Source organism: Thermoactinomyces sp. DSM 45892 (assembly GCF_900107305.1).
Taxonomy (GTDB): Bacteria; Bacillota; Bacilli; order Thermoactinomycetales; family Thermoactinomycetaceae; genus Baia.
In genome coordinates this window covers 69,960-94,778 of record NZ_FNPL01000005.1, presented here as the reverse complement: position 1 = coordinate 94,778, position 24,819 = coordinate 69,960, and the positions used below count along the sequence as shown (strand labels likewise).

General features: G+C 42.4%; 21 protein-coding genes. 3 read left to right on the top strand and 18 right to left on the bottom strand.

From position 1 onward, the window contains the following. Positions 1 to 81: 81 nt before the first annotated feature. Complete coding sequence (locus BLU58_RS05440; RefSeq protein ID WP_093291308.1) at positions 82 to 894, bottom strand: YitT family protein; 813 nt, start codon at positions 892 to 894, stop codon at positions 82 to 84. Positions 895 to 1,084: 190 nt separating this feature from the next. After that, positions 1,085 to 3,892 (bottom strand): DUF7948 domain-containing protein, encoded by a 2,808-nt coding sequence (locus tag BLU58_RS05435; protein ID WP_093291213.1) that lies wholly within the window; start codon positions 3,890 to 3,892, stop codon positions 1,085 to 1,087. 207 nt (positions 3,893 to 4,099) lie between these two features. On the opposite strand from BLU58_RS05435, the gene BLU58_RS05430 reads away from it, so the two are divergent. Beyond that, positions 4,100 to 4,954: a cupin domain-containing protein gene (locus BLU58_RS05430; RefSeq protein WP_176786506.1), complete on the top strand. Its 855-nt coding sequence runs from the start codon at positions 4,100 to 4,102 to the stop codon at positions 4,952 to 4,954. Between the two features lie 71 nt (positions 4,955 to 5,025). On the opposite strand, the gene BLU58_RS05425 is transcribed toward BLU58_RS05430, so the two are convergent. Further along, on the bottom strand, positions 5,026 to 6,204 hold the full coding sequence (locus tag BLU58_RS05425) for a glycine C-acetyltransferase (protein ID WP_093291211.1): 1,179 nt from the start codon (positions 6,202 to 6,204) through the stop codon (positions 5,026 to 5,028). 41 nt (positions 6,205 to 6,245) lie between these two features. After that, positions 6,246 to 7,274, bottom strand: coding sequence for an L-threonine 3-dehydrogenase (gene tdh / locus BLU58_RS05420; RefSeq protein ID WP_093291210.1), 1,029 nt, complete (start codon positions 7,272 to 7,274; stop codon positions 6,246 to 6,248). Between the two features lie 232 nt (positions 7,275 to 7,506). Between tdh and BLU58_RS05415 the strand changes: the two genes are divergently transcribed. Then, a complete protein-coding gene (locus BLU58_RS05415) occupies positions 7,507 to 9,045 on the top strand; it encodes a DHA2 family efflux MFS transporter permease subunit (protein ID WP_255404614.1) in 1,539 nt (512 codons plus the stop codon). 212 nt (positions 9,046 to 9,257) lie between these two features. Here the strand turns inward: BLU58_RS05415 and BLU58_RS05410 are convergent, their stop codons facing one another. The 12 genes from BLU58_RS05410 to recA all read right to left on the bottom strand — a co-directional run bounded on the left by BLU58_RS05410 (position 9,258) and on the right by recA (position 21,381). After that, a complete protein-coding gene (locus BLU58_RS05410; RefSeq protein WP_093291209.1) occupies positions 9,258 to 10,124 on the bottom strand; it encodes a 2-oxoacid:ferredoxin oxidoreductase subunit beta in 867 nt (288 codons plus the stop codon). Next, positions 10,111 to 11,871: a 2-oxoacid:acceptor oxidoreductase subunit alpha gene (locus BLU58_RS05405; protein ID WP_093291208.1), complete on the bottom strand. Its 1,761-nt coding sequence runs from the start codon at positions 11,869 to 11,871 to the stop codon at positions 10,111 to 10,113. Before BLU58_RS05405 ends, BLU58_RS05410 begins: the two co-directional genes overlap by 14 nt. Positions 11,872 to 12,123: 252 nt before the next feature. Beyond that, positions 12,124 to 13,089: a dipeptidase gene (locus BLU58_RS05400; protein WP_176786504.1), complete on the bottom strand. Its 966-nt coding sequence runs from the start codon at positions 13,087 to 13,089 to the stop codon at positions 12,124 to 12,126. A 131-nt stretch (positions 13,090 to 13,220) separates the two neighbouring features. After that, positions 13,221 to 13,481, bottom strand: a complete 261-nt coding sequence (locus BLU58_RS05395; RefSeq protein ID WP_072332452.1) for a stage V sporulation protein S — start codon at positions 13,479 to 13,481, stop codon at positions 13,221 to 13,223. 132 nt (positions 13,482 to 13,613) lie between these two features. Next, complete coding sequence (locus BLU58_RS05390; protein WP_093291206.1) at positions 13,614 to 14,414, bottom strand: TIGR00282 family metallophosphoesterase; 801 nt, start codon at positions 14,412 to 14,414, stop codon at positions 13,614 to 13,616. Between the two features lie 65 nt (positions 14,415 to 14,479). Continuing rightward, the gene (gene rny / locus BLU58_RS05385; protein ID WP_093291205.1) at positions 14,480 to 16,018 is read right to left on the bottom strand and encodes a ribonuclease Y; all 1,539 of its coding nucleotides are present in this window, start codon (positions 16,016 to 16,018) and stop codon (positions 14,480 to 14,482) included. Between the two features lie 227 nt (positions 16,019 to 16,245). Continuing rightward, the gene (locus BLU58_RS05380; protein WP_093291204.1) at positions 16,246 to 16,908 is read right to left on the bottom strand and encodes an ATPase; all 663 of its coding nucleotides are present in this window, start codon (positions 16,906 to 16,908) and stop codon (positions 16,246 to 16,248) included. Next, entirely contained in the window at positions 16,909 to 17,151 is a 243-nt protein-coding gene (locus tag BLU58_RS05375) for a hypothetical protein (protein WP_093291203.1), read from the bottom strand. Beyond that, entirely contained in the window at positions 17,132 to 18,607 is a 1,476-nt protein-coding gene (locus BLU58_RS05370; RefSeq protein ID WP_093291202.1) for an AAA family ATPase, read from the bottom strand. Before BLU58_RS05370 ends, BLU58_RS05375 begins: the two co-directional genes overlap by 20 nt. Further along, positions 18,604 to 19,593 carry a metallophosphoesterase family protein gene (locus BLU58_RS05365; RefSeq protein ID WP_093291201.1) on the bottom strand — a complete coding sequence of 330 codons (990 nt, stop codon included), beginning with the start codon at positions 19,591 to 19,593 and terminating at the stop codon, positions 18,604 to 18,606. The genes BLU58_RS05370 and BLU58_RS05365 overlap by 4 nt, the downstream gene beginning before the upstream one ends. After that, entirely contained in the window at positions 19,590 to 20,246 is a 657-nt protein-coding gene (locus BLU58_RS05360; RefSeq protein WP_093291200.1) for a RecX family transcriptional regulator, read from the bottom strand. The genes BLU58_RS05365 and BLU58_RS05360 overlap by 4 nt, the downstream gene beginning before the upstream one ends. A gap of 19 nt (positions 20,247 to 20,265) precedes the next feature. Continuing rightward, positions 20,266 to 21,381, bottom strand: a complete 1,116-nt coding sequence (gene recA / locus BLU58_RS05355) for a recombinase RecA (protein WP_093291306.1) — start codon at positions 21,379 to 21,381, stop codon at positions 20,266 to 20,268. A 166-nt stretch (positions 21,382 to 21,547) separates the two neighbouring features. Here recA and BLU58_RS05350 point away from each other — a divergent pair, with 166 nt between their 5' ends. Further along, positions 21,548 to 21,862, top strand: a complete 315-nt coding sequence (locus tag BLU58_RS05350; protein ID WP_093291199.1) for a metal-sulfur cluster assembly factor — start codon at positions 21,548 to 21,550, stop codon at positions 21,860 to 21,862. Positions 21,863 to 21,936: 74 nt separating this feature from the next. On the opposite strand, the gene BLU58_RS05345 is transcribed toward BLU58_RS05350, so the two are convergent. Together BLU58_RS05345 and BLU58_RS05340 are read right to left on the bottom strand one after the other, a co-directional pair. After that, positions 21,937 to 23,556: a DEAD/DEAH box helicase gene (locus BLU58_RS05345; protein WP_093291198.1), complete on the bottom strand. Its 1,620-nt coding sequence runs from the start codon at positions 23,554 to 23,556 to the stop codon at positions 21,937 to 21,939. Between the two features lie 9 nt (positions 23,557 to 23,565). After that, positions 23,566 to 24,807: a competence/damage-inducible protein A gene (locus tag BLU58_RS05340; protein WP_093291197.1), complete on the bottom strand. Its 1,242-nt coding sequence runs from the start codon at positions 24,805 to 24,807 to the stop codon at positions 23,566 to 23,568. Positions 24,808 to 24,819 lie beyond the last annotated feature (12 nt).

The following is a 24,819-nucleotide window of genomic DNA, read 5'->3' as shown; positions in this document are numbered from 1 at the left end:
TCACACTATCAAATAAATGGGGAAAAAAGGCTAGCTTTCCAACTAGAAATATCACTATATGATGAATGATACGGATGGACTCTAGTGAACAGCCCTCTTCTTAAAATGACCTCCTCTTACCTCATGAATATTCCCAACAGCCAAAAAGGCTTGTGGATCTATCTCTTCTACAATTTCCTTTAACTTTGCTTCTTCAAGACGTGTTACAACACAAAAGATTACTTTTTTGTACTCTCCGGTGTACCCACCTTCCCCACTCAAATAAGTAACCCCTCTCCCCAAGCTACTTAGTATACAGCTTCCTAGTTTCTCCGGTTCTTCACTCATAATCCAAACAAGCTTGGTTTCATCAAACCCTTCGATTACAACGTCGAGGAGCTTAAATACGATGAAATAAGCAATAAATGAATACATAGCACGCTCCCAGCCAAACAAAAACCCCGCACTTCCCAAAATAAACAAGTTAAAGAATAAAACAATTTGACCAACGGAGAAAGACGTCTTCTTATTAAAAAGAATCGCAAGAATCTCTGTTCCATCTAGTGATCCTCCATATCGAATCACTAATCCGACACCAATCCCTATGACAATTCCACCAAAGACAGCGGCCAAGAGGGGATCTTCCGTAAGAGGTGGGACAGAGTGAAGATAGTAAGTACTAACAGACATAACTATCACACCAAACAAAGTAGAAAGTGCAAATGTTTTACCAATCTGTTTATAACCCAGAAAAAAGAAGGGAAGATTGAGTACAAACAATAGAACTCCTAGCTTAAATCCAGTCAAGTATGAAAGGAGCATAGAAATTCCTACGATACCTCCATCCATTATCTGATTGGGTACCAAAAAAATCTCTAATCCGACAGCAACTAATATCGCTCCAAATAAAATCATGACAATACGCTTGAAAAGATTGATTTTTTTCAACCTTTTATGATTCGGTTTTTCCAACTGAGGGGATACAAGCTCCAACAGAACAGTCTCCTTTTAAATAGAATTTCGTTGGATAGTATCCCCTTTTACGGATTGGTTATGTTAAAGTACATCCAAAAATTGTGCAAAACAAATGATGAAATCAGTACACCTATTTACTCGAAGGCCCTACCCGAATCATCACTATAGCACTAACTGATTCAGGGGTAGAAGAGGCTGAACGGGCCATTCCTCTGATCCACAAAGTTCCTACCTTTAGTGGAATGAAGCGAATTAGGGCACATCTAGATTCTCCTGCCGGAATCGTTCCTAGATGAAATAATAAACCTGGTGTTCGATTTTCACTTGTTTGAGTCTGTGGAGACGTGATAACCCGAACATGTGCTGGAATTCTCACGTGTAGAACAACATTCTCCGCGGCAGAGCGTCCATGATTATGGACAGTGAAGGTACCCGTTACTAATTGTCCGACACGGACACTAGTACAAAATTGCTTCGTGATAGAGAGGCGGGCTCGATGTTGTTGTCTCCTAATAGTGGTAGTAACTGTGGACGAATGACTAGATAGAGGGCTAGACAAAGTGGATGTATTAGAAAGTGCAGATCCCATCGGGGCATCTGACTTAATCCGGACCACAAGGGTAAATGTAGCTATATCACCACTATCGAGAGAAGGCCAATCAGCTGTCACTATTCCTGTTCCCCCTACTGGGGGGGTAGATATGATCGCTGGTGGTCCACTATCCTGTATAAAGCTCACAAAAGTACTATGGGAGGGAATGATGTCTGATAACGATACTGACAACACCTGATCTGGACCATGATTGCGGACGGTTATCGTATAGGTAAATCTCCTGCCTGCAACCGCAGAACTAGAAGAGGCTACTTTTTCTACTGCTAGATTTGCACTTATTCCGAATTTGCTAACAAATGCATCATTTAGCCCCAGTCTCTCTGTTTGAAATGCCCCTGCAGTAACCGGGAAATTTTCCGAGCTTGTGGTTCCTACAATATACATACTTCCCCCATTATCTATCACAATCTTATTTCCATCCTCTGCTCCATCTCCCCCGAGATAACTGGAATAAACTAGTGAGCTTCCACTTGGATCAAGTATGGATACAAACACATTCCGCGATCCTACTAGTGTCTGTTGAAATGCGTTTGGTGTAATAGGGAAATTTATGGACTGTGTCTCCCCCGTCAAATAAACCCGACCCAATGTATCTACCGCAATCCCATTTCCATCCTCCAGAGCACTTCCCCCGAGATAACTGGAAAAGACTAGTGAGCTTCCACTTGGATCTAATTTCGTTATAAATGCATCTTGCACTCCACCGAAGACAGTTTGAAAGGCTCCAGGAGTAACTGGAAAATTAGCTGATTGTGTACTACCAATTACATAAGCATTTCCACTTCCATCTAGTGCAATCCCACCCCCATCATCGTTCCCTGCTCCACCCAGATAACTTGAATAAACCAATGTACTTCCACTTGAATCTAATTTCGTTATAAATGCATCTTGCACTCCACCGAAGACAGTTTGAAAGGCTCCAGGAGTAACTGGGAAATTAGCTGATTGTGTAAGTCCAGTCACATAGGCATTTCCACTTCCATCTACTTCTATTCCCCATCCATCATCCTCCACTGTTCCACCCAAATAACTGGAATAGACCAAAGCACTCCCACTTGAATTTACTTTCGTTATAAATGCGTCTCGCACCCCACCAAAGGCAGTTTGAAAGGCTCCAGGGGTAACTGGAAAATTAGCTGATTGAGTATTCCCAGTCACATAGGCATTTCCGCTTCCATCCAATGCCACTCCTCGCCCATCATCACTTGCTGCTCCACCTAGAAAGCTCGAATAGACTAAGGCATTTCCACTTGGACTCATCTTCGTGATAAATGCATCTTGCACTCCCCCAGAGACGGTTTGAAAGGCTCCAGGAGTGACTGGAAAATTAGCTGATTGTGTAAACCCAGTCACATAGGCATGTCCTGCTGTATCCACGGCAATTCCGCGTGCCGTTTCAGTGCCCGTTCCACCCAGATAAGTCGAATAGATCAGAGCACTTCCTGTCGAATTAAACTTGGTTACAAACGCATCCATAACCCCCATTCGTGTCGTTTGGAACGCTCCAGGGGTAACAGGGAAGTTGGCTGATCGAGTAAACCCCGTCACATAGGCATGACCTGTATCATCTATCGCAATTGCCTCCCCAGATTCCAGGGAGGTCCCCCCTAGATAGGTGGAGTACTCCAAACTAGGATCGATAACCAATTGATAGTTAGAATCATAGTTTGTTACTTCGAATCCAATCACTACTTGCCCTTGCCCATCTAAAGTAAGTCGGAAGCTACTCTCTACCTCTTGAAGCTCCCCATTGATCTTCTGATAACTATATGGCTTCTTTTCCATTAACGTACCGTAACGGGTATGAATGTGAAGATTCCCTTCCTCATCTAGAGAGACATCGTCTACTCCTTTGTAAATCCATTGAATATCACTTATTCTTCCTCCTGGATTGATAAGAAAGTCGTACTTGAAATCGCTTTTATCACCATGGAAAACAACATCAATCTGATCCCATATCTTTTTGTATACTACTTCCTGGTACGTAGGCACATCTGTAAACCATCCGCTCGGGTCATTACCTAGAAAATAGTTAACTTTTCCCTCTCTCATCCCTTTTCCTTGTATCGTGCTCCCTTCTTGGGGGTGCAGAAAGTTTAAAGAAATCGTATAGCCTCTCTTCTCCTCGTTACGAAACTCTGATGAACTCCCCTTTTCACACTCCATCCATGTTAAAAACACTTCTTTAGGAGTAAAAGAATAGAGGAAACCTCCTTTCGTTCCATAAAATTGTATATCGGAGTAAATTTGTCCTTGATTCGGAACAAAGTATAAAGGCAACTTTCTATATGTTTGTGGAATATTACTCTCCAGTAAAGTAGTCATACACTACCCCCCGTATTTCTTTTATTTAGGTAATATAATATGATTCACACATATCTTTAATTACCGTTTACAGGAAAGAGAGGATTCGTTCTATATGCCATTGTTAGAGAAATCCCTTTCATTAGAACCTTTTTCATACGTCATCATATGTATATATCAATCCTATTAGGCAAATGGATCATGACGACTGTTAAGGAGATGAGCAAATTGTATTATGAATACTTAAATCAACCCGTGTCCACCCATTATCGAGAATCATTAGACGATGTACTTACAGGTGTCAAAAGATCCGCTACTTCCATCGCTTTTTACAAAAAACTTGCCAAAGCCGCACCTAATCCAAAGCAGAGGGAAGATATTTTGCAAGCGATAGAGAAGGAAAAAGATCTTTGGAGAAAGTTTACTCAGTTATACATCGATTTAACAGGAAGACACCCTGTATATGAAACAAAAAATGTTACCTTTCTCACATTTGAAGGAGGGCTAAAAAAGGCCTTAGAACGAGCCATAAAGGATTACGAGGAATATCGCAATAGTTATGTACAGACACAATACTTTCCTTATCAGGATATTTTTTTAAAAGCTTGTGAAAACGAAGCCGATCAGGCAAAGCGATTTCAGGCTTTATCGGAGATTAAACAACGAAACATTCCATTAAGAGATTATGGGAAGCAACCACTTGTTATCAATATTGATGTAGCAGCTGAGCAGAATGATGCTTTTCGCACCACTCTGTGGACAGGTAATTATTTGCAAGTGACATTAATGAGTATCGATGTAGGAGATGACATCGGTGTAGAAATGCATCCTGACGTCGATCAGTTCTTACGAATTGAAGAAGGAAAAGCGCTAGTTCAAATAGGAAATCGAAGAGATTCATTAAATTACAAAACAGAAGTGCACGAAGATTATGCTATTATGGTACCCGCTGGTACATGGCACAATATTATCAACACAGGAAATAAGCCACTCAAACTTTATTCTATTTATGCACCACCTGAGCATCCCTTTGGTACAATCGATAAACAAAAACCCAGCCATGCACATAATGATAGTCCATGAGATAAAAAAGAAGTATTAGATTGATATTTCAACCTAATACTTCTTTACTTGTTATATAAGGTCGTCACTTTCTAAGAAATAACCCCTAACTCTTTTCCTACTTTTTCAAAAGTATCTAGCGCTTTTTGAAGATCGTCTTTGGTTTGACTCGCTGTTACAATAGTCCGCACTCGTGCTTTTCCCTTTTGGACAGTTGGGAAAGCGATTCCCTGTGCATATACACCCTCTTCGAACAATGCATCCGAAAACTTCATCGTAAGGGCATCATCACCAATAATGACGGGTGTAACAGGAGTTTCACTATGACCTGTGTTAAAACCTAATTGAGAAAGTCCCTCTTTAAAGAAGCGCGCATTATCCCAAAGTCGTTCCATAATCTCAGGCTCTTCGAGCAGAACGTTAACTGCTTCCAAACAAGCGGCAGTTACTGCTGGTGGATGCGAAGTGCTAAATAAGAACGGACGAGCACGTTGAATCAAATACTCACGTAATACTTTAGGCCCTGCTACATAACCACCTAAGACACCAATTGCCTTAGATAAGGTACCAATTTGGATGTGTACGCGACCATTTAGATCAAAATGATCAACCGTCCCACGGCCATTGCGCCCCAAGACACCACTCGCATGTGCATCATCTACCATGACAATAGCGTGATACTTCTCTGCAAGCTCCACAATTTGGGGAAGCGGAGCAATATTCCCATCCATACTAAATACGCCATCCGTTACAATCAAGCGCATTCGTGCAGATTGTGTTTCTTGTAATGCTTTCTCCAGGTCTTCCATATCCACATGCTTATAGATCCGACGGCCTGCTTTTGTAAGCCGAATGCCATCGATAATACTAGCATGGTTTAACTCATCACTAATCACTACATCTTCGGCAGATAAAATCGTGGCCACTACCCCGACATTGGCAGTAAAACCCGATTGGAACACGAGGGCTGCCTCTGTATGTTTGAACTCAGCCAATTTACGCTCAAATTCCTCATGAAGAGAAAATGTACCCGCAATGGTACGCACAGAGCCTGTACCAGCACCAAATTTTTCTACTGCCTCAATCGCTGCCTTACGCAAGCGAGGGTGCGTCGTTAATCCTAGATAGTTATTCGATGAAAGCTGAATAACTTCTTTCCCACGAATCACAACCCGAGCGCCTTGCTCTGATTCGATTTCTGTAAGCGGACGATACATCCCTGTATCTTTCCAACTCTGAATTTCCTCTTCCAGATGTGCAAATGGATTCATGCTTACACCTCTTCTATTATCTTATCGTTTTATCTATTTCATTATAGAGAAAAAACAACTTTCCCACTACGTCCACTTTTCATTAATTCAAATCCTTCTTCAAAATCATCTAAGGATAGGCGGTGTGTAATAAGAGGCTTCAAGTCCACAGCTCCTGACTCTAAGAAAGAAGCAGTTTGTTGCCATGTCTCATACATGCGACGTCCTGTGATCCCTTTTACTGTGATTCCTTTAAAAACGATGTCATTGGTTATATCTAATTCAATCGGACGAGTAGGCAAACTTAAAATGGAAATTCTTCCTCCTGGAGTTAGCATCTCAAACGCCTGCTTCATCGCGAGCGGATGTCCAGACATTTCCAAAGCTACCTCTATCCCCTCGCCTCGTGTAATAGCTTGGATAGCTTTTACTGGGTCTTCTTTGTGGGAGCGAATCATATGGGTAGCACCCATTTCTTCGGCAAGATTCAAACGATATTCATTTACATCTAATACGATTACTTTAGAGGCGCCCGCAGCTTTTGCAACCGCCGCCGCCATAATGCCAATTGGTCCGCATCCTACTACAGCAACACTACGCCCAGCTACCTCTCCTGATAAGACCGTATGAACTGCATTTCCCATCGGCTCCATCAAGGAAGCAATTTCAAATGGTAGACTCGGATCATTCACCCATAAATTAGATGCTGGAAGGGCAACATATTTCGTAAAACAACCATCTCTGTCTACCCCTATGATTTGGGTGTTCAAGCATACATGATAATCATTTCGCCGACATGCCACACAATGACCACATACGATATGGGTTTCAGCGGAAACATGATCTCCTACTTGCAAGTTGGAAACGTTTTCACCCACTTCTACTACAACTCCACCCAGTTCATGACCAAATACATAAGGTGGTTTAATTCGACTCTGTGCCCATTCATCCCATGTATAAATATGGACATCTGTCCCACAGATACTAGAAACTTTTACCTCAATTAATGCTTCATCTGGCCCAATGGTTGGGATTGGTACTTCACGTAATTGTGCTCCTTCACCTCGGTGGTGTTTAACTAAAGCGCGCATAGTTCCTCCCACGACGGACACTCCCTTCCTTTTTAGCTCAGTTATATATATAATATCATGAATCATTATAAATGATTTGAAGCAATAAAGGTAGTGATACATGTCCTTTTAGAGCGGACAAAACTCATTCATTGACCTCGTAGGGATCAGATTGGTATAATGAATTTCGTGATTCGAAATATATGTAGTCGCTTCCTGCATAATAAACAAAAAATACGTTGGAGGAATTACCTTGAATGGAAAAAATAAATTAGTTCTCCTAGCCATGGCACTTGGCATTTTGATGGCATCACTCGATAACACGATTACCTCTGCAGCAATTAATGCCGTCATTGAAGATATCGGTGGGTTTGACCGAGTAAGCTGGGTGTTTACCGCATATGTGCTCGCGTCCACCAGTACCATGTTAGTTTTCGGCAAAATGTCTGATATATTTGGAAGAAAATTACTATACTTAATAGGGATTGCATTGTTTCTTACCGGATCGATCTTATGTGGATTCTCCCAAAATATCGATCAATTAATTTGGTCACGTGTCCTGCAAGGGATTGGTGCTGGTTCTCTCATGCCTATTAGTTTCACCATTATCTTTTCGTTATTCCCTGATCCGAAAGAAGCATCGAAGCTCACAGGAGTATTTGCTGGGATCTTCGGGTTATCTTCCGTAGCCGGTCCACAGTTAGGAACATGGATCTCCTCCTCATTGGATTGGCGTTGGTGTTTCTTTGTAAACATACCAGTTGGTATCCTAGCGTTTGTCATTCTACTATTTGCCTTGAAAGAGTCGCGCTCTCAAGTACGACCTAAGATCGATTATTTCGGAACCGTCTTTGTTATTATTACAACCGTTTCATTTATGTTGGGAGTAGAGTGGGGAGGAAAAGAGTACGCATGGGGGTCTTGGCAGATTATTGGTTTATTTGCCCTCTCTGTCGTATTCGGAATCGCCTTCATCATAACCGAGAAGAGAGTTGCAGAGCCGATCTTGCCACTCCACCTCTTTAAGAATAAGGTAGTACGTGGAACCAGTATTATGTGTCTATGCCAAGGTGCGATCCTATTTGCCTCGATTACGTATCTACCTATCTTTGCTGTGGCTGTACTCGGAAAAACAAACTCTAACAGCCTACTCACTCCTATGATGTTTTCTGTGATGGTTGGAGCCAGTGTAGCAGGTATCTTGCAAAGTAAGGTCTCATTCCGTACTTTATCAACGATCTCGATGGTATCTGCTATCGGAAGTAGCATTGCACTAACCATGCTGTCTCATACTGCATCATGGGCTACTATAACCATTCTGATGATCATACTGGGTTTCTTTGCACTTGGACCTTTAATGAGTACTGCTCAAAATGCCATCGCGGCCAATGTAGATTCTCGTTATCTAGGAATCACTAGTTCAATCATCGGTTTCTGGCGCAATATTGGCGGTGTATTAGGGGCTTCCATCACGGCAACGATCGTAAATAATCAGCTCCAACACAAACTACAAGATGGTGCAACCAAGTTAGGTATTCCAGCTGATAAAATAGATCAATTAGCAAATCCAGAAATTCTTATGCACTCTGGCGGGCAAGTCTCCCCGCAGATTCAACAATTTCTACGTGATGCTCTCGAACTTGCTATCAATAACGGTTTTTATCTTGCCCTCGTTTTCTCTATCATCGGGCTACTTGCTGCGATAAGTGTTGGCAAGGGAAATTTTGTAGAAGCTCGCTTTAAAAAGCAAAATGAAGCAGCGCTGGCTACTGCAACTAATAAGGACGAATAATTCGAGTATACGTAAATGGGATTCTTATCCCCTTGCTATGTAAGGGAGGATGACAGGAATCCCATTTTATTTTTTAGAGATTTTGTTTGTATAGCAAACTAGTCTAATATATAAAAAGTTCCTATTTATGAAAATCTCCATAAAAAAATAGGACCTCGAATTTTTTCGAGGTCCTATTTTTTTATGAGAGAGAAAAATGAGGACATAAGACCTTATGCAAATTCAGACATGAGGCGGTTAAACTGCTCTTCTGAAATATTGAGATCTTGTTTTGCCAACCCTTCTTCTTTAAAGCCTTTAATCATCGCTTCGTATGGTGGACGCTCTTTGTTTTGGTAAAGGATTCCAGTTACCAAACCATTGTGCTCCATCAATGTTTGCATAGCTTGTGCTCGGTTAGCATTATCATATCCCTCTAAGGTATCTAGGTTTACGATATTTTGCTTAAACCATTCGTAGGTATTAATTTTGTTATACGTTACACAAGGGCTATACACATTGATTAAGCTAAAGCCTTTATGTTTCAGACCTTCTTCAATCACATGAGTAAGTTGTTTCAAGTCACTGGAGAATGATTGTGCTACAAAACCAGCATTTAAGGATAGCGCTAATTCCAATGGAGAAATCGCCTGTTCAATCGATCCTTGAGGGGTACTTTTGGTCTGAAATCCTTGTGCACTACGTGGAGAAGTTTGTCCTTTTGTCAAACCATAGATTTGGTTATCCATTACGACATACGTAACATCTACATTACGACGGATCGCATGTACAGTATGACCCATACCAATGGCAAAACCATCCCCATCTCCACCTGATGCTACGACAGTTAAGTCACGGTTCGCTAATTTTAATCCTTGAGCAATGGGCAGTGCACGACCGTGTACTCCGTGTAAGCCATATGCATTTACATAACCAGAGATTCGACCTGAACAACCGATTCCTGAAACGATCGCTACTTCTTCCGGTTCCAAACCTACATTAGCAAACGCGCGTTGCATAGCTGCGAGTACTGAGAAGTCCCCGCAACCTGGACACCAGTTGGGCTTCACTTTGTTGCGGAAATCTTTAAATGTTGCCATGAACTAACAGCTCCTTACATGCGTTTGTAATTTCAGCTGGATAAAATGGATTTCCATCATACTTACCATAGAATTCGATTTTCTCAGCCATTCCTACATTCATCTTAATTAAGGAGGTCAACTGACCTGTCGCATTATTTTCAACGACTAGAACTTTCTTCGCGTTCTTCATTTGTTCTGCCAATAAATCAGTAGGGAAAGGCATTAACTGACGTACATGAGCTTGATTTACTTTTAAACCATCCAGTTCAAGGCGCTCTCTCGCCTCAGCGATGGTGCCTTTGGTTGAGTTAAAGCCAATTACCAGAAGATCTGCTTCTTCATGATGTGCATCAACCGCTACTGGATTGGTATAGCCGATATCTTGGCTAAGTTTTCCTAAACGTTTATCCATCATGTTAATCCGGTTTTCAGCACTTTCAGAAGGGCGACCTGTCTCACTATGCTCAACACCTGTAACGTGGTGAATTCCATTTTTCGTACCTGGAAGTGTACGACGAGAAATGCCATCTTCTGTAAGTTCATAACGTGGGAACAATTCTGAGTCTCCTAATTGCGGGAGATCTGCATCAAACGGAAGTAGCTTTCCACGGTCGATTTTAACTCGATCATAGGATAACGGATCCACCGTTTGCTTTCCGAGAGATACCGCTAAGTCCGTTAAGATAATAACCGGACATTGATACTTCTCAGCCATATTAAACGCTTCAATCGTATCGTAGAAACACTCTTCAGCAGAGCTTGGGGCGATTACGATTTTAGGGATCTCTCCGTGAGTACTATATAGCATAGAAAGCACATCAGATTGTTCTTGCTTAGTTGGCAGACCTGTACTTGGACCACCACGTTGGGTATCCACGATCACACACGGGGTTTCTGTCATACCAGCAAGTCCGATTGCTTCTGTCATTAAAGAAAGTCCTGGACCAGCAGAAGCTGTTAACGCACGTACACCACCATAGTTGGCACCGATGGTCATCGTAATCGCGGCCAGTTCATCTTCTGTCTGAACAACCGTTCCACCAAACTCAGGAAGTTTCCGAATCAGGTATTCCATAATTTCAGATGATGGAGTAATCGGGTATGCAGCCATCAAACGAGCACCAGCCGCAACAGCTCCAAATGCAATCGCATCATTACCAATCATGTAAAGACGCTTTTGGCCGTCTGAAGTTGCTAATTCAAAATTAGGAAGGTCATCAATTGTAAGTTCTTTCACATAGTCACGGCCACGTTCAATCGCTTCCATGTTCTTATCAACGACTTTTTGTCCTTTTTTCAAGAAGCGTCCTTCGATTACTTCACGGAACGCAGCAAGTGGCAATCCGAGGAGAGCTGTCGAAGCACCTACCGCCACCATATTTTTCATCTGAGCCATGCCAACTTCTTCAGCGATTTTCGTGAATGGTACCGCTAATAAGTGAGCTGTAATACCTTCAGGTAATGTAGGATCAAACTTTTCATCTGCCAAGATGACACCGTTTTTGATTAACTCGTGTGCATTAAGATCGATCGTTTCTTGGTCAAATGCAACCAAAATATCGAGGTCATCGGCGATCGAACCGATTGGATCGGTACTCATACGAAGCTTCGTATTTGAATGTCCACCTTTAATCCGAGAGGAAAAGTGGCGATACGCATATAGATGATAACCTTGTCGGTTTAATGCAGTCGAAAGAATCTCACCGGCACTGTCGATCCCTTCACCTTGCTGTCCGCCCACTTTCCACGAAAGCTGCTTAATCATGAACTCATCTCCTTTAAACTCCCAAACACAACGATTACAATATCATTTATATGTTAGATCTAGATCGGCTCTTCACAAATGAAAGATACAGCCTATTTTTGTGGTGAGTCGTCTAACGCATTTTCATTTATCATTCTAGACCTGCCCACCTGAAAAAGCAACCGTTTCCCTTCTAAAATTGTTCACATTCTGTTTCACTATACCAACAAACCACTAGATTTAATTCACATTAACGTATATTTATACAATTTGCTATGAAAACGCTTTACTATAGAATACATAACTGCTTTTCCATGCCCATTTTTCTACTAAATCAGATGGATAATATTGCAATAGCATGTGGATGAATGAAGAGTACTCTTTTGTCGTTTCTAAACCTGCCACTTTTTCCTCTATTCCATCAAAATCAGAACCAAACATGATATTATCCGCCCCTCCCAGTTCACAAATATGTTCAATATGCCGTATGACATGACTTATATTTGACTCGTTTGCTGGTTGATAAACAAAATATGGGACAAACGTCACACCAATCATACCATCTTTCTGAATCAATGCTCGAATTTGATCATCATCTAAATTTCTCACATGCGGGCATAAGGCGCGTGCATTGGAATGACTCGCCATCACAGATAAATCGGAGTACTCCATCACATCCCAGAAACTTCGGACAGAGAGATGAGATACATCACAAATCATTTTTAGTTTTTTCATCTCTTCCAACACTTCGTGCCCAAATCGAGTTAGCCCTCCATTACGTATCTCTTGAACTCCATCCGCTACTTCATTTGCATAGTTCCACGTAAGACCCATAGAGCGTACTCCTAGACGATGAAATAATCGCAAATAGGCAATCTCCCCTTGAAGAGCGTCTGCACCCTCTAGAGATAAGATTGCCCCAATCAGAGCATGGTCGTCCTTTTCACGAACTACGCGTAAATCATCCAGCTCCTCTCGATTTGTAATGAAAGCCATTTTTGATTGATCCCGCAACACCTTTTGATAAAAAATATCAATTTGCTGGGCCGCTGCTAAAAAGCGTTGTCCTATTGGAATTCGGGGTGGGACGAAAACGGCAAAGTTTTGGATGAAGCTATTGGTAGCGCATAAACCATCGTACGAAACATCTAATGTCGAACCTTCCTCATAGAAATCATATTGATTTGGATAATTCCATAATTTTAATAGCACATCACAATGCCCATCTATAATCCACATACGTACATCCCTCCAACATACCATTCATGTATCTGCCTACTGTGATTAGTTGAGAATATCAATCTCAATAAAAAATAAACCTGTCTATTATGATAAACAGGTTTTTACTAAAAATTATATACCAATCTGAGTTAGCGAGGTTCTACGATTAGTTTGATCGCCGTACGCTCTTCTCCATCGATTACGATGTCTGTAAATGCTGGAACGCATATGAGATCAATCCCACTAGGCGCCACAAATCCTCGTGCAATCGCGACAGCTTTTACTGCTTGATTAAGTGCACCCGCTCCAATAGCTTGCATTTCCGCTTGACCGCGTTCACGCAAAACACCAGCGAGTGCGCCTGCTACAGAATTCGGGTTAGATTTTGCTGAAACCTTTAATACTTCCATGACTGTACCTCCTCGATGGTTATGAGTGAGTCCACTCCTAATATATTCGACTAAGTTTTAAAAATTCCTTCTTAAAAATGTAGATAGAAATGAAAAATCAGAAAGAATTTTATTCGAAAACTACCGAAGTTATTAACGAAACCACGGTGAGTCTTCGTCAATTCGAATCCTTTGAATTCGCCTAGCCTTTTTAGTCGAAGTATCAAAATCAAGAAGAACAGCATTTAACTGAAACCTACCGCCAGCTACTTCGAAACGAACGGGTAATTGAGTGAGATAGCGACGAATAACTAACTCCCGCTCCATTCCAATAATTCCATCATAAGGACCCACCATTCCCACATCTGTTAAATAAGCTGTGCCTTTAGGAAGGATTCGTTCATCTGCTGTTTGTACATGTGTATGCGTGCCAATCACCGCAGATGCCTTTCCATCTACAAACCAAGCAAAAGATTGTTTCTCAGAGGTAGTTTCAGCATGAAAATCAACCAAAATATAGTGTCCTGCAGATATTTGTTTATACATTTTTTCAAAACTTTTCATCGGGCAATCCAAGGTGAGAGGAGACATAAAACTACGTCCCATCAAATTCATAACCGTAACTTTCCCCTTCGGAGTGGACAGAGTGGTAAACCCTTTACCAGGTGTTCCTTCCGGATAGTTGGCAGGTCGTACCAAGTATTCCTCTTCCTCAATAAAATCAAAGATCTCTGACTGTCCCCATGTATGGTTGCCAAGTGTTAAACAATGCACTCCGAGAGATCGAAACTCTCGAACGATCTCTTTCGTGACCCCTCTTCCATTATTCGCTGCGTTTTCCGCATTTACAACAATGACATCTGGTTGATAAGCATTTTTCAATTGTGGTACGTACGTTTGAAGAGTCTGTCGACCAAGGCGGCCTACGACATCTCCTATCATTAAAATTCTCATAAATTTAATATTTCCTCCAACCTCATTTAAAAACTTAAAAAAAATAAAGCGGCGTTCCAGCCACTTTATTTTGCATACTCTACCGATCTTGTTTCACGAATTACCGTTACTTTGATTTGTCCTGGATAATCCAGCTGACTCTCAATCTGTTTTGTAATCTCACGCGCAAGGCGACTTGCCTCTACATCATCCACTTCTTCTGGTCGAACAATGATGCGGCATTCACGTCCTGCTTGAATAGCGTATGATTTTTCGACGCCTTCAAATGACTCACAGATCTCTTCTAGTTTTTCCAGTCGCTTGATATAAGCTTCTAACGTCTCACGTCGTGCTCCTGGGCGAGCCGCCGATAATGCATCAGCCGCACGTACTAACACAGCAATGACACTTTCAGCTTCACAATCACCATGATGAGAAGCAATGCTATTGATTACGACCGGATGTTCACTGTATTTCTTGGCCAACTCTACACCAATTTCTACATGAGAACCTTCCACTTCATGGTCAATTGCTTTTCCGATATCATGCAAAAGACCTGCACGCTTCGCTAAATGAATATCTTCACCTAATTCAGCTGCTAACAAACCACAGAGATGTGCCACTTCCATCGAATGTTTTAAGACATTTTGTCCATAACTTGTACGGAATTTCAATCGACCTATGATCTTGATCAAATCTGGATGAATTCCATGAACACCCGTCTCAAAAGTAGCTTGTTCTCCGTATTCTCGAATGCGCTCATCCACATCACGACGGGACTTCTCCACCATCTCTTCAATGCGAGCTGGATGGATTCGACCATCAGCTACGAGTTTTTCGAGTGCGACTCGAGCTACTTCACGACGAATTGGATCAAAGCCAGACAGAATAACGGCTTCTGGCGTATCATCGATAATGAGGTCAATACCCGTCAATGTTTCCAAAGTACGGATATTACGCCCTTCACGCCCAATGATTCGTCCCTTCATCTCATCGTTCGGTAAGGTAACCACAGAGACCGTTGTTTCCGCCACGTGATCCGCAGCACAACGTTGGATACAAAGAGACAAGATATTACGAGCCCGTTTATCTCCCTCTTCTAGAGCTTGTTGCTCCATATCCTTCACGATTTGAGCCGTTTCATGACGCATCTCGTTTTCTACTTTGGTTAGAATCAGCTGTCTTGCTTCGTCTGTAGTCAAGTTCGAAATCCGTTCCATCTCACGAACTTGCTTTTGATGCAGATCTTCGATTTGTTCCACTCGCGCTTCTAGTTGGCGCTCTTTATTTGCCAGAGCTTCCTCACGACGCTCTACACCATGTTGCTTTCGTTCAAGTGTCTCCTCTTTTTGTGCGAGACGACGCTCAAAACGTTGTAATTCGTTTCGTTGTTCGCGAATTTCTTTTTCTACATCCATCCGAAGCTGATGGGCTTCATCACGTGCTTCAAAAATCTTTTCTTTTTTGGCTGCTTCCGCATTTTGATGAGCCTTTTCAACAATTGCCTGCGCTTCCTTCTCAGCACTTCCGATGCGGGCTTCCGCAGTCATTTTCCGAATCCAGTAGCCTGCCCCAAATCCTGCCAATAGTGAGGCTAAAAGCAGAATGATGGATTGAATTTGCATCCGCTTTCACCTCCTCTTTTCTTTTATTAAAAAACAAGACCGATTCATTTCGGTCCACTAAGCTCGTCCCTCTGTTGTTTGCTCTTTACCAAGTTAGGCTGTATAACCAGCAAATTGATCATTTCATATGCATCATCATAGGAACTCTTAAACCAAGTACATCTCTTTCAAAGTCATTCCTCAGAAAAAAGATATAACTTGATTTTATTATTTATAAATTACCATTGTCAAGGAGAGGTAAGAAGGACCAACTCCGACTTCCCACCATTTAGGCGTACTTCATAGACTTCGTCTGCTGATTCGGTTAAATCGCTATTATGGGTAACAAGGATGATTTGCCGACCATATGTTTGCGATATGAGCTGAAGAAATTGAACCATGGGAACGACGTAGTCCTTACTTACATGTTTGCCAGGTTCATCTAAAATTAACGGCCCCTCCACACGAGGTTGAATCGTGGTAATAAGTGCAATTCGCAGAGCAAGAGAAATAATATCCACAATTCCTCCCCCACGAGAGTCTTGAGGCTTGTTTTTCACCTGCATTCCATCCCAGTCCGTTACAACAAAAAACTCCGCACTTGGATTTTTCCCAGCTTCTGACAATTCAATGATAAAAGAAAATGCGGGACCAAATACCATTTGTAATGCCCTTGTTACTAGTAACTCTAGTTGTGCTTTTGCCTGTTGTCTGGCATAATCAGAAGCTTTTTGAAACAGAATTCGAACTTGATCGAGTAATTCTTTTTCCTCTTGATAAAGCTTCCAATGTTTTTCCACTTCATGAAGCTGTTCTAAAAGAAGATCTTGTTTCCCCTTCCGCTCAGACCACTCTGTCTCATATTCACTTACCCTTTTTTCTAGATCTTCCAGACAGAGATCTGTATCCATCTAAACCAGCTCCTTAGGTAGGAGATCATTTACTTCTTTAATTCCTCTTTGAATCTCCCTCTCCAGGCGTCCTATCTCCTCTTCGAGCTCTTCTGGCTTTACTCCTAACTGTTCTAACTCGTGTAGCAACTCCGCCTCTTGCTTCTCTAGATTCTCTAATTTCCCTTCTGCTCGTGTTCTTTGCTCTCTAGCCGCTTCAATTCGGACCTTTAACTCTTTCATCTTATCTTCCAGTTGTAGCATATACATCGCCTCCTAATTCGCTCATCAGATGCTCCAGTACATCCCCATGAATCTGAGAACCACACGTTGGGCACTTCTTATTGACTCGAAGTAACCTTACGTACTCTTTGGTTAAATGTTTAATCTCTTCTTCTTGGTCTGTACAATACTTTCGACCTTTCATTACCCGTTGATGAAGGTAAATGTATTTTGATTGTTGTTCACGATATAATTCCATTTGTTTTGTATGCATTTCTAATTTAGGCAATAAAATCCGATAAACTTGATCAATCGCCTCTGTTTTGGTTAAGACAGCTAATTGCTGTTGTTTTTGGGAGTAAATCGATTGATAGGTTTTCCATTTGTGACCTAGCTGGGCTCTTGTCTCATTTTCATGAATCATCCGCTGAAAGCGCTCTGCGGCTTCTCCAAGATTCTGATTCCTCTTTAAAACCTGTATCGTTTGCTCCTGCTCAGATCGTACGCTCTTGTAACGATAATATAGGCGGTAAAGCAGTTTGAATCGGATGTCCAAATCTATCAGCTTGGCTAAACGTGCTTCTGCCTCCGGTGATTTCTCAAGATAGATAAGTTGCTTTTGGCACTGTCGCTTTTCGCTTTGATGATTCTTCCATCTGGTTCGTCTTTGTTGTAGTTGTATCTGCTGGAAAACCATCACCTCTAACTCTGCTTTTTTCATCTCAGCATGTGGGAGTTGTAATAACGATTCTAGTACCCCAGCCCAGTACACTTGCTCTTGTTTCACTTCTGTATAAAGATGAGCTGTCTTTCGAAGTTGCTGGAGCCTATTTTGCAACTCTTTGATTCTAGCAATCTTCTTCTTGCTTTCATCTAGTTGGCGGCGTAAATCGATTAAATTCTCATAAGGCTTCAACTGTTCGAGAAGGGATTGCTTGTTTTTCTCTGTTCTTCTTCCCTCCTCTAAAATCGCCTTCCGATCGCTATTTGCTTGCTTTAGAGCTACATCTATAATTTGCGCACCACTGATAAATCCTAACATTTTTGCTTTTGTACCGGGCGATTCCGAAAGTAAAAAGGGCCCGTCTAATTGACTCCCAAACTGAAGAAGGATCTCTTGCGTAGTGTCTAGTTTCACAGATGTCATTTGATGGATTTCTGTAATTTCATGTGGAACTTCTGAACCAAATCCTTCAAAAATCAACTCTTGTTCGTCCGGTTTGCGTAAAATATAGCGATTAATCGAACCTGTACTGCGTATTCGCTCGATCTCTGTACCGTCATCCATCGTAAGAGTGACTTGACACTTAGTTGTGCCTGTACGAATATAATCAGACCCACGAGGGACATTAAACAACACCCAACGCAAGGCTCGTAAAATTGCACTCTTCCCATTATCAGATGCACCTACAAATACATTTAAACCGGGAGAGAGTTGTACGACCGTATGCTCATGAGATTGAAAGTTATGGATCTCTAGCTTCCGAAATTGTTTCACGCTCCCTCTCCTTCCCGCATCTCTTTTGCCCTGCTAATCCTTCGTAATGCGTCCAGTCTTACCGATTCCTGAATTTCATCGTTCTCTGCAATCGTTTCAATAATCGTATCCACATTTAAGGTCTTTAACTCCAACGCAGCATCTACTTGTCTCGTAAACTCCGCCCAGCGCTCTTCCTGGTATCGTGCTTTTTCGATATGACTCCGATCCAAGATCTCCTCGCCTGATCGTGCAGAAGTGAGTGGGATCACGGTAACATCAACACAGTCTGTCAGTGTAATCAATACTACTTGGGGTGTTCGCCGCATCTCAGATAAATGATTATTTACCCTTGCAATCGCCCCTGGGTTTAACACATATCTCCCTTCCCGATGCTGGACCGGAAATCCTGCATGATAATGCCCTGTCAAAACAACATCTACGTCGCTATCTAACTCCCATAATTGTGAAATCAAAGTATGGGCCACGCTATCGGGCAATGGGCGATCAACCAACATACTATGTACCATATGAATACAAAAATGAGCTTCCATCTCATTCTTGACCGCATAATCAAGGGTAATGTCACGCTTATCTAAATCATAGTGAAAAGGCTGGCCACTAAGTTGTACCACAATACCATCTTTCTCTAGCTTGATTCGGTTTCCTTCGTGTACCAGTTGTAAGGTACCAAACGCATCCAACAATCCTAACATCGTACGCGGCAGCGTAATCGGATTATGAGCATATACATCGTGATTCCCTGCAATCGCATAGACTGGCACTCCAAAACCACGAAACAAACTAGCAAAATCTCCTACTACTGCTGGAGATAGATTTGGATGATCAAATACATCCCCACCGTGTAACACATAATCTACTTGATGGTTGCTGGCAAGCTCGATAATCTCTTCCATTTTTCTACGGATCGTGGATGGAAAATCATCCTTCCGACTTCGTGGTGAATTCCCGCGAATGTGGGTATCCGTAAAATAGAGTATCTTCATAAACGATCCCCCTTTTCTTGGCGATGAATGGACCGAAAATGCTTTAGAATCGGGTAGACAATATCTGCAGAAAAACCACGCCTCATTAGGTATTGCCCTAGTTTCCTCTCTACTTTTGGCCAAAGATCGTCTTGGATACGAGAATAGCGCCTCTCGGCAAGGGTCATTGCCAGTTGGCGCTCTTCATCTTGTTCAATGTAGGATAGTGCCTTGTCAATCCAATGATCTGCCACACCTTTTTGCTTTAATTCTTGACGTAATCGAGTTGATCCCAAGCCCTTCATTCTCTGCCGTTCCTCAACCCACGCCATAGCATACTGCCCGTCATGGAGATAACCTTGTTGCACCAATTCCTCCGTAACAGCTCGGATGTGCTGGGGAGAGAATCCTTTTTCTAAGAGATGTTGATGAACTTGGTAAACTGTACGTGGACGAAAGCCGATGTACTTAAAAGCGACCTGACGGGCACGATTCTGTTCCTCAGCAAGCAGCCAGTGCTGGCAATCAGATTCACTCACATCCATCCCCTTATGTAGTCGGAATTTGATTAACACATCCTCATGGATAGAGAGCGCAAACTCTCCATCCACATAAATGTGATAACGCCTGCCCAATGCTGATTCCTTTTCGATCCGGGTGATGTTCGAACTCAACGGTCTTCACCCGCCTTTTTTAATCTTCTTGGTCAAGTCCCGCTGCTAAAGCTGCTGTAATAATTGGGTCCGAATCTACTTGTTGTTCTTTTGCTTTACGACCGCGCGGCTCACTTTTTTCCTCTACTGCTGGAACTGGTACCTGCGCAAGAGGTAGTTCATAATGGGTACGAATTCGATTTTCGATCTCGATAAACAATGCAGGGTTCTCTTTCAGGAATAACTTTGCATTTTCACGACCTTGGCCCAAACGCTCCCCTTCAAAAGAGTACCAAGCACCACTCTTATTCACAATATCCAATTCTGTGGCAATATCTAGTGCACTACCCTCACGGGAGATTCCTTCACCGAACATAATATCTACTTCAGCCGTTTTAAACGGAGGAGCTACTTTGTTTTTTACTACCTTAATCTTCGTACGGTTCCCTACCATGTCTGTACCTTGCTTAATCGTTTCAGCACGTCGAACTTCTAACCGAACACTGGAGTAAAACTTTAACGCGCGACCACCTGGAGTAACCTCAGGATTCCCAAACATAACCCCTACTTTTTCACGAATCTGGTTAATAAAGATCGCGATAGTCTTCGATTTATTAATAGCTCCAGAAAGCTTCCGAAGTGCTTGTGACATCAAGCGAGCTTGAAGACCTACATGAGAATCTCCCATCTCCCCTTCAATCTCTGCCTTAGGAACCAGTGCTGCTACAGAGTCGATTACGATCACATCGACAGCACCGCTACGAACAAGTGCCTCCGCAATTTCCAAAGCCTGTTCCCCTGTATCCGGCTGGGATAAGAGCATCTCAGATATATTTACACCTAGCTTTTGGGCATAAATCGGATCTAATGCATGTTCCGCGTCAATAAATGCAGCTTGTCCACCCATTTTCTGTACTTCTGCAATCGCGTGCAGAGCAACCGTCGTCTTACCTGAAGATTCTGGGCCGTATACCTCAATAATTCTTCCACGAGGGAACCCACCAATTCCCAATGCAATATCTAATGCAAGGGCCCCAGTTGAAGCAGTCTCCACTTGCGGAGCTGATTCTTCACCCATGCGCATAACGGAACCTTTTCCGAATTGTTTTTCAATTTGTCTAAGTGCGATTTCTAAAGCTTGACGACGATCTGACAATGCACCCACTCCTTTTGTCCATTTATGTACTAGTGTTATCATACCTTGTTTTTCATTTACTGCCAATACTATTTTACGAACATCCATTCGTTTTTTTGTTTTTCTATTTGGCTATGGTACATTGGAAGAAGAAACGAAACCGAACAGTGTATGGGAGGCTATTACCTTGAATCAAGATGTAAGGAAAGAAGCCATTTTAGATGAATTAGAAAATGTACTAGACCCAGAGCTTCATGTCGACATCGTAAACCTTGGACTTATCTATAACCTTGAAATCGATGACAAGCAAAAGGTTACCGTCACGATGACATTGACAGCAATGGGATGCCCTCTCTCTGCTACTATCCACAGCATGGTCACTGAGGCTGTTATGAGAGTAAACAACATCCAAGACGTGGAAGTAAACATTGTCTATGATCCCCCTTGGGACAAGAGTCGCATGTCCCGCTATGCCAAAATTGCTCTCGGAATTGCAGACTAGGCGTTACGATTCACGAAATTCCATATTCACATATAAAAAAGGAACCATCCAACAAGATGATTCCTTTTTTATGGTTATCCCCTAGGTCGAGGGGTACGCTCAGAAGGAGGGGTGCTTGTACGCGGACGAGCAGGTTCCATATTCACACGTGCGCCGTTGATTTTAGACTGACGAAGTGCTTCATAAACAAATGGAGCTACATCCTCTGGCACTTCTACAAAGGAGAAGCGGTCATAGATATTAATTCGTCCAACTTGGCGCAAGGCAATTCCTGCATGATCAGCAATCGCTTGTGCCAACTCTTGTGGACGCATGTTTACATTACGACCCACATTGATAAAGAAACGAACCATACCTGGTGAGGCACCCGTTTCTCCAAAATTATACCCTGCATCAGGGCCCTTGGAGAATCTCTCTGAGAAGGATAGATATAGTGCAGCTGCTGCTACCTTCTCAGCAGAGTACTTCCCACTCAATTGTCCTAACATCTCTTCAAATAGACTAAGATCCGTCTCAGCTTGGATGACTTCTCCGATTTGAGTCATCCAAGTCTGCTGTTGCTTCGTAGCAATTTCTTCTAGAGTAGGGAGTTCTTTTGATTTCAAACGGTTACCTGTTTCCTCTTCAATCGTGCGCAATTGCTTCATCTCACGTGGAGTTACGAGAGTTAACGCAACACCCGCACGACCTGCACGACCCGTACGGCCAATACGGTGCACATAGCTCTCTACATCTTGCGGAATGTCAAAGTTAATGACATGAGTTACACTACCGACATCAATTCCCCTTGCCGCTACATCGGTAGCCACAAGTAATTCGATCTCACTATTACGGAAAGCACTCATCACACGATCACGTTGATATTGTTGGAGATCTCCGTGTAGTCCTCCAGATAGATAGCCACGTGCCTGAAGTGCTTCTGCTAGCTCATCTACACCTTTTTTCGTTCGACAGAAGACAATTCCTAAATTAACTTCCTCACTATCTAGAATTCGACATAGCGCATCTACTTTATGATTCTCAAGTACCCGATAATATACTTGCTTGATCATAGGTACACTCACATCGCCTCGATTAATCGTAATATACCTTGGCTTTCGCATATACTTATTCGCTAATTGGCGAATAGCTGGCGGCATAGTAGCCGAGAAAAGAAGAAGCTGGCGGTCTGGCGGTGCAAAACGTAACACCGCCTCAATGTCCTCGATGAAACCCATATCTAGCATTTCATCTGCTTCATCGAGGACAATCACCTCAATGGCATCCACCTTTAGTGTTCCACGACGCAAATGATCTAGTAACCTTCCTGGAGTACCAATAACCACATGAACACCTTGCTCCAATGCTTTTACTTGTCGTCCGATAGATTGTCCACCATAGATTGGGAGTGTTTTAATCCGACCTGGCCGCCCGATACGCCGTAATTCTTCAGACACCTGAATCGCTAGTTCACGAGTAGGGGTAAGGATGATGCTCTGCACTTGGTTCACTTGGGTTTGAATTCGATCTAATATCGGAATCCCAAAAGCCGCCGTCTTACCTGTTCCTGTCTGTGCTTGCCCAATTACGTCTTCCCCGCGTAATACAGCGGGAATACATTCGATCTGAATCGGAGAAGGCTCTTCAAAGCCAATATCGTAAATTCCTCTTAAAATCTCTGATTGTAGTCCAAATTCATCAAAACTCTTCGTCATGTTGTAAAATCACCCTTTTTTTAATCTCTGCCATAGATGGAATAGAGCATATTTTGCTGCTAGTAACTGAATTCGTTTACGTTGGCCTCTAATCATATGACGATAGACCTCAGTCTTGCTATTTTTCGTGGCAATCGCGATCCAGACCTCCCCAACAGGTTTGCCTTCCGAAGGTGTTGGCCCCGCAAGTCCTGTCACACTGATGGCAAAATCACTTTGAAATTGATCCCTTGTATGCTCTGCCATCTCAGTCGCTGTTTCTCCGCTAATCGCACCGTATTTTTGAAGTGTATCGGCTGAAACCTTCGTCATACGTTCCTTGATTTCATTGGTATACGTAACGACACCACCCAGCACAGCTTGACTGGATCCAGGAACAGTGGTTAGTAGATACGTAAGGAAACCGCCCGTACAGCTCTCTGCCATCGATACAGTCTGCTTCCGGTCCCGCATAATAGATAAAACGACTTCTTCTAAAGCCTCTTTTTTCTCACTAAAACAAAACTCTCCTACACGATGAAGGATTTCCTGTCGAATCCATTCGATTTGTTCCTGTGCCTCATTCACTGACTCAGCTTTCGCTGTAATTCTCAAAACAACCCCCGCTTCTTCAGCATATGTTGCAATGGCTGGAGATGTTTCTGATTGGATCAAGTCCTTCAGTTTGTCTTCTAATAAAGATTCGCCAATTCCAAAAAAAGAAAGAGGATGAGATATGATTACTCTTCGACTTGGGATGAGAGAAAGTATAAATTCACGAATCTGTCCTTCAAACATGGGAATCATTTCACCCGGGGGCCCTGGTAACAGAATATATGTAATTCCTTCTGAAGTAACAGCTAGGCCGGGAGCAGTTCCTCTTGAGTTTAAAAAAACGGTCCCACTCGGAAATACATATGTTTGTTTTAAATTATTATCTGTCATCGGGATAGAACGTCCAGCAAAAGCGGATTGTAACGCTTCAAAAGCAGCAGGATCTTGGACCAATTCAACACCCAGAAATTCAGCCAATGTTTCTTTTGTCAAATCATCTAGCGTTGGACCAAGTCCACCACAAACGATTACTAACTCAGAACGAGCCTTAGCAAGCTGAAATGTTTGATAAAGTCGATCACGATCATCATCTACAGAAGTGTGGAAGTGAACCGGTATTCCCAATACGGCACATTCCTGTGATAGAAAGTTAGAGTGGGTGTCTAAGGTATAACCCATTAATAACTCTGTTCCAACGGTAATGACTTCCGCCTTCATAAGCGAGTCCCC

What these genes read in the sequence shown, in the direction of transcription:
- BLU58_RS05440 (WP_093291308.1), bottom strand. Translation starts at nt 894, where the DNA reads ATGATTTTATTTGGAGCGATATTAGTTGCTGTCGGATTAGAGATTTTT.
- BLU58_RS05435 (WP_093291213.1), bottom strand. Translation starts at nt 3,892, where the DNA reads ATGACTACTTTACTGGAGAGTAATATTCCACAAACATATAGAAAGTTG.
- BLU58_RS05425 (WP_093291211.1), bottom strand. Translation starts at nt 6,204, where the DNA reads ATGAATCCATTTGCACATCTGGAAGAGGAAATTCAGAGTTGGAAAGAT.
- tdh (WP_093291210.1), bottom strand. Translation starts at nt 7,274, where the DNA reads ATGCGCGCTTTAGTTAAACACCACCGAGGTGAAGGAGCACAATTACGT.
- BLU58_RS05410 (WP_093291209.1), bottom strand. Translation starts at nt 10,124, where the DNA reads ATGGCAACATTTAAAGATTTCCGCAACAAAGTGAAGCCCAACTGGTGT.
- BLU58_RS05405 (WP_093291208.1), bottom strand. Translation starts at nt 11,871, where the DNA reads ATGATTAAGCAGCTTTCGTGGAAAGTGGGCGGACAGCAAGGTGAAGGG.
- BLU58_RS05400 (WP_176786504.1), bottom strand. Translation starts at nt 13,089, where the DNA reads ATGTGGATTATAGATGGGCATTGTGATGTGCTATTAAAATTATGGAAT.
- BLU58_RS05395 (WP_072332452.1), bottom strand. Translation starts at nt 13,481, where the DNA reads ATGGAAGTATTAAAGGTTTCAGCAAAATCTAACCCGAATTCTGTAGCA.
- BLU58_RS05390 (WP_093291206.1), bottom strand. Translation starts at nt 14,414, where the DNA reads ATGAGAATTTTAATGATAGGAGATGTCGTAGGCCGCCTTGGTCGACAG.
- rny (WP_093291205.1), bottom strand. Translation starts at nt 16,018, where the DNA reads ATGCAAATTCAATCCATCATTCTGCTTTTAGCCTCACTATTGGCAGGA.
- BLU58_RS05380 (WP_093291204.1), bottom strand. Translation starts at nt 16,908, where the DNA reads ATGGATACAGATCTCTGTCTGGAAGATCTAGAAAAAAGGGTAAGTGAA.
- BLU58_RS05375 (WP_093291203.1), bottom strand. Translation starts at nt 17,151, where the DNA reads ATGCTACAACTGGAAGATAAGATGAAAGAGTTAAAGGTCCGAATTGAA.
- BLU58_RS05365 (WP_093291201.1), bottom strand. Translation starts at nt 19,593, where the DNA reads ATGAAGATACTCTATTTTACGGATACCCACATTCGCGGGAATTCACCA.
- BLU58_RS05345 (WP_093291198.1), bottom strand. Translation starts at nt 23,556, where the DNA reads ATGACGAAGAGTTTTGATGAATTTGGACTACAATCAGAGATTTTAAGA.
- BLU58_RS05340 (WP_093291197.1), bottom strand. Translation starts at nt 24,807, where the DNA reads ATGAAGGCGGAAGTCATTACCGTTGGAACAGAGTTATTAATGGGTTAT.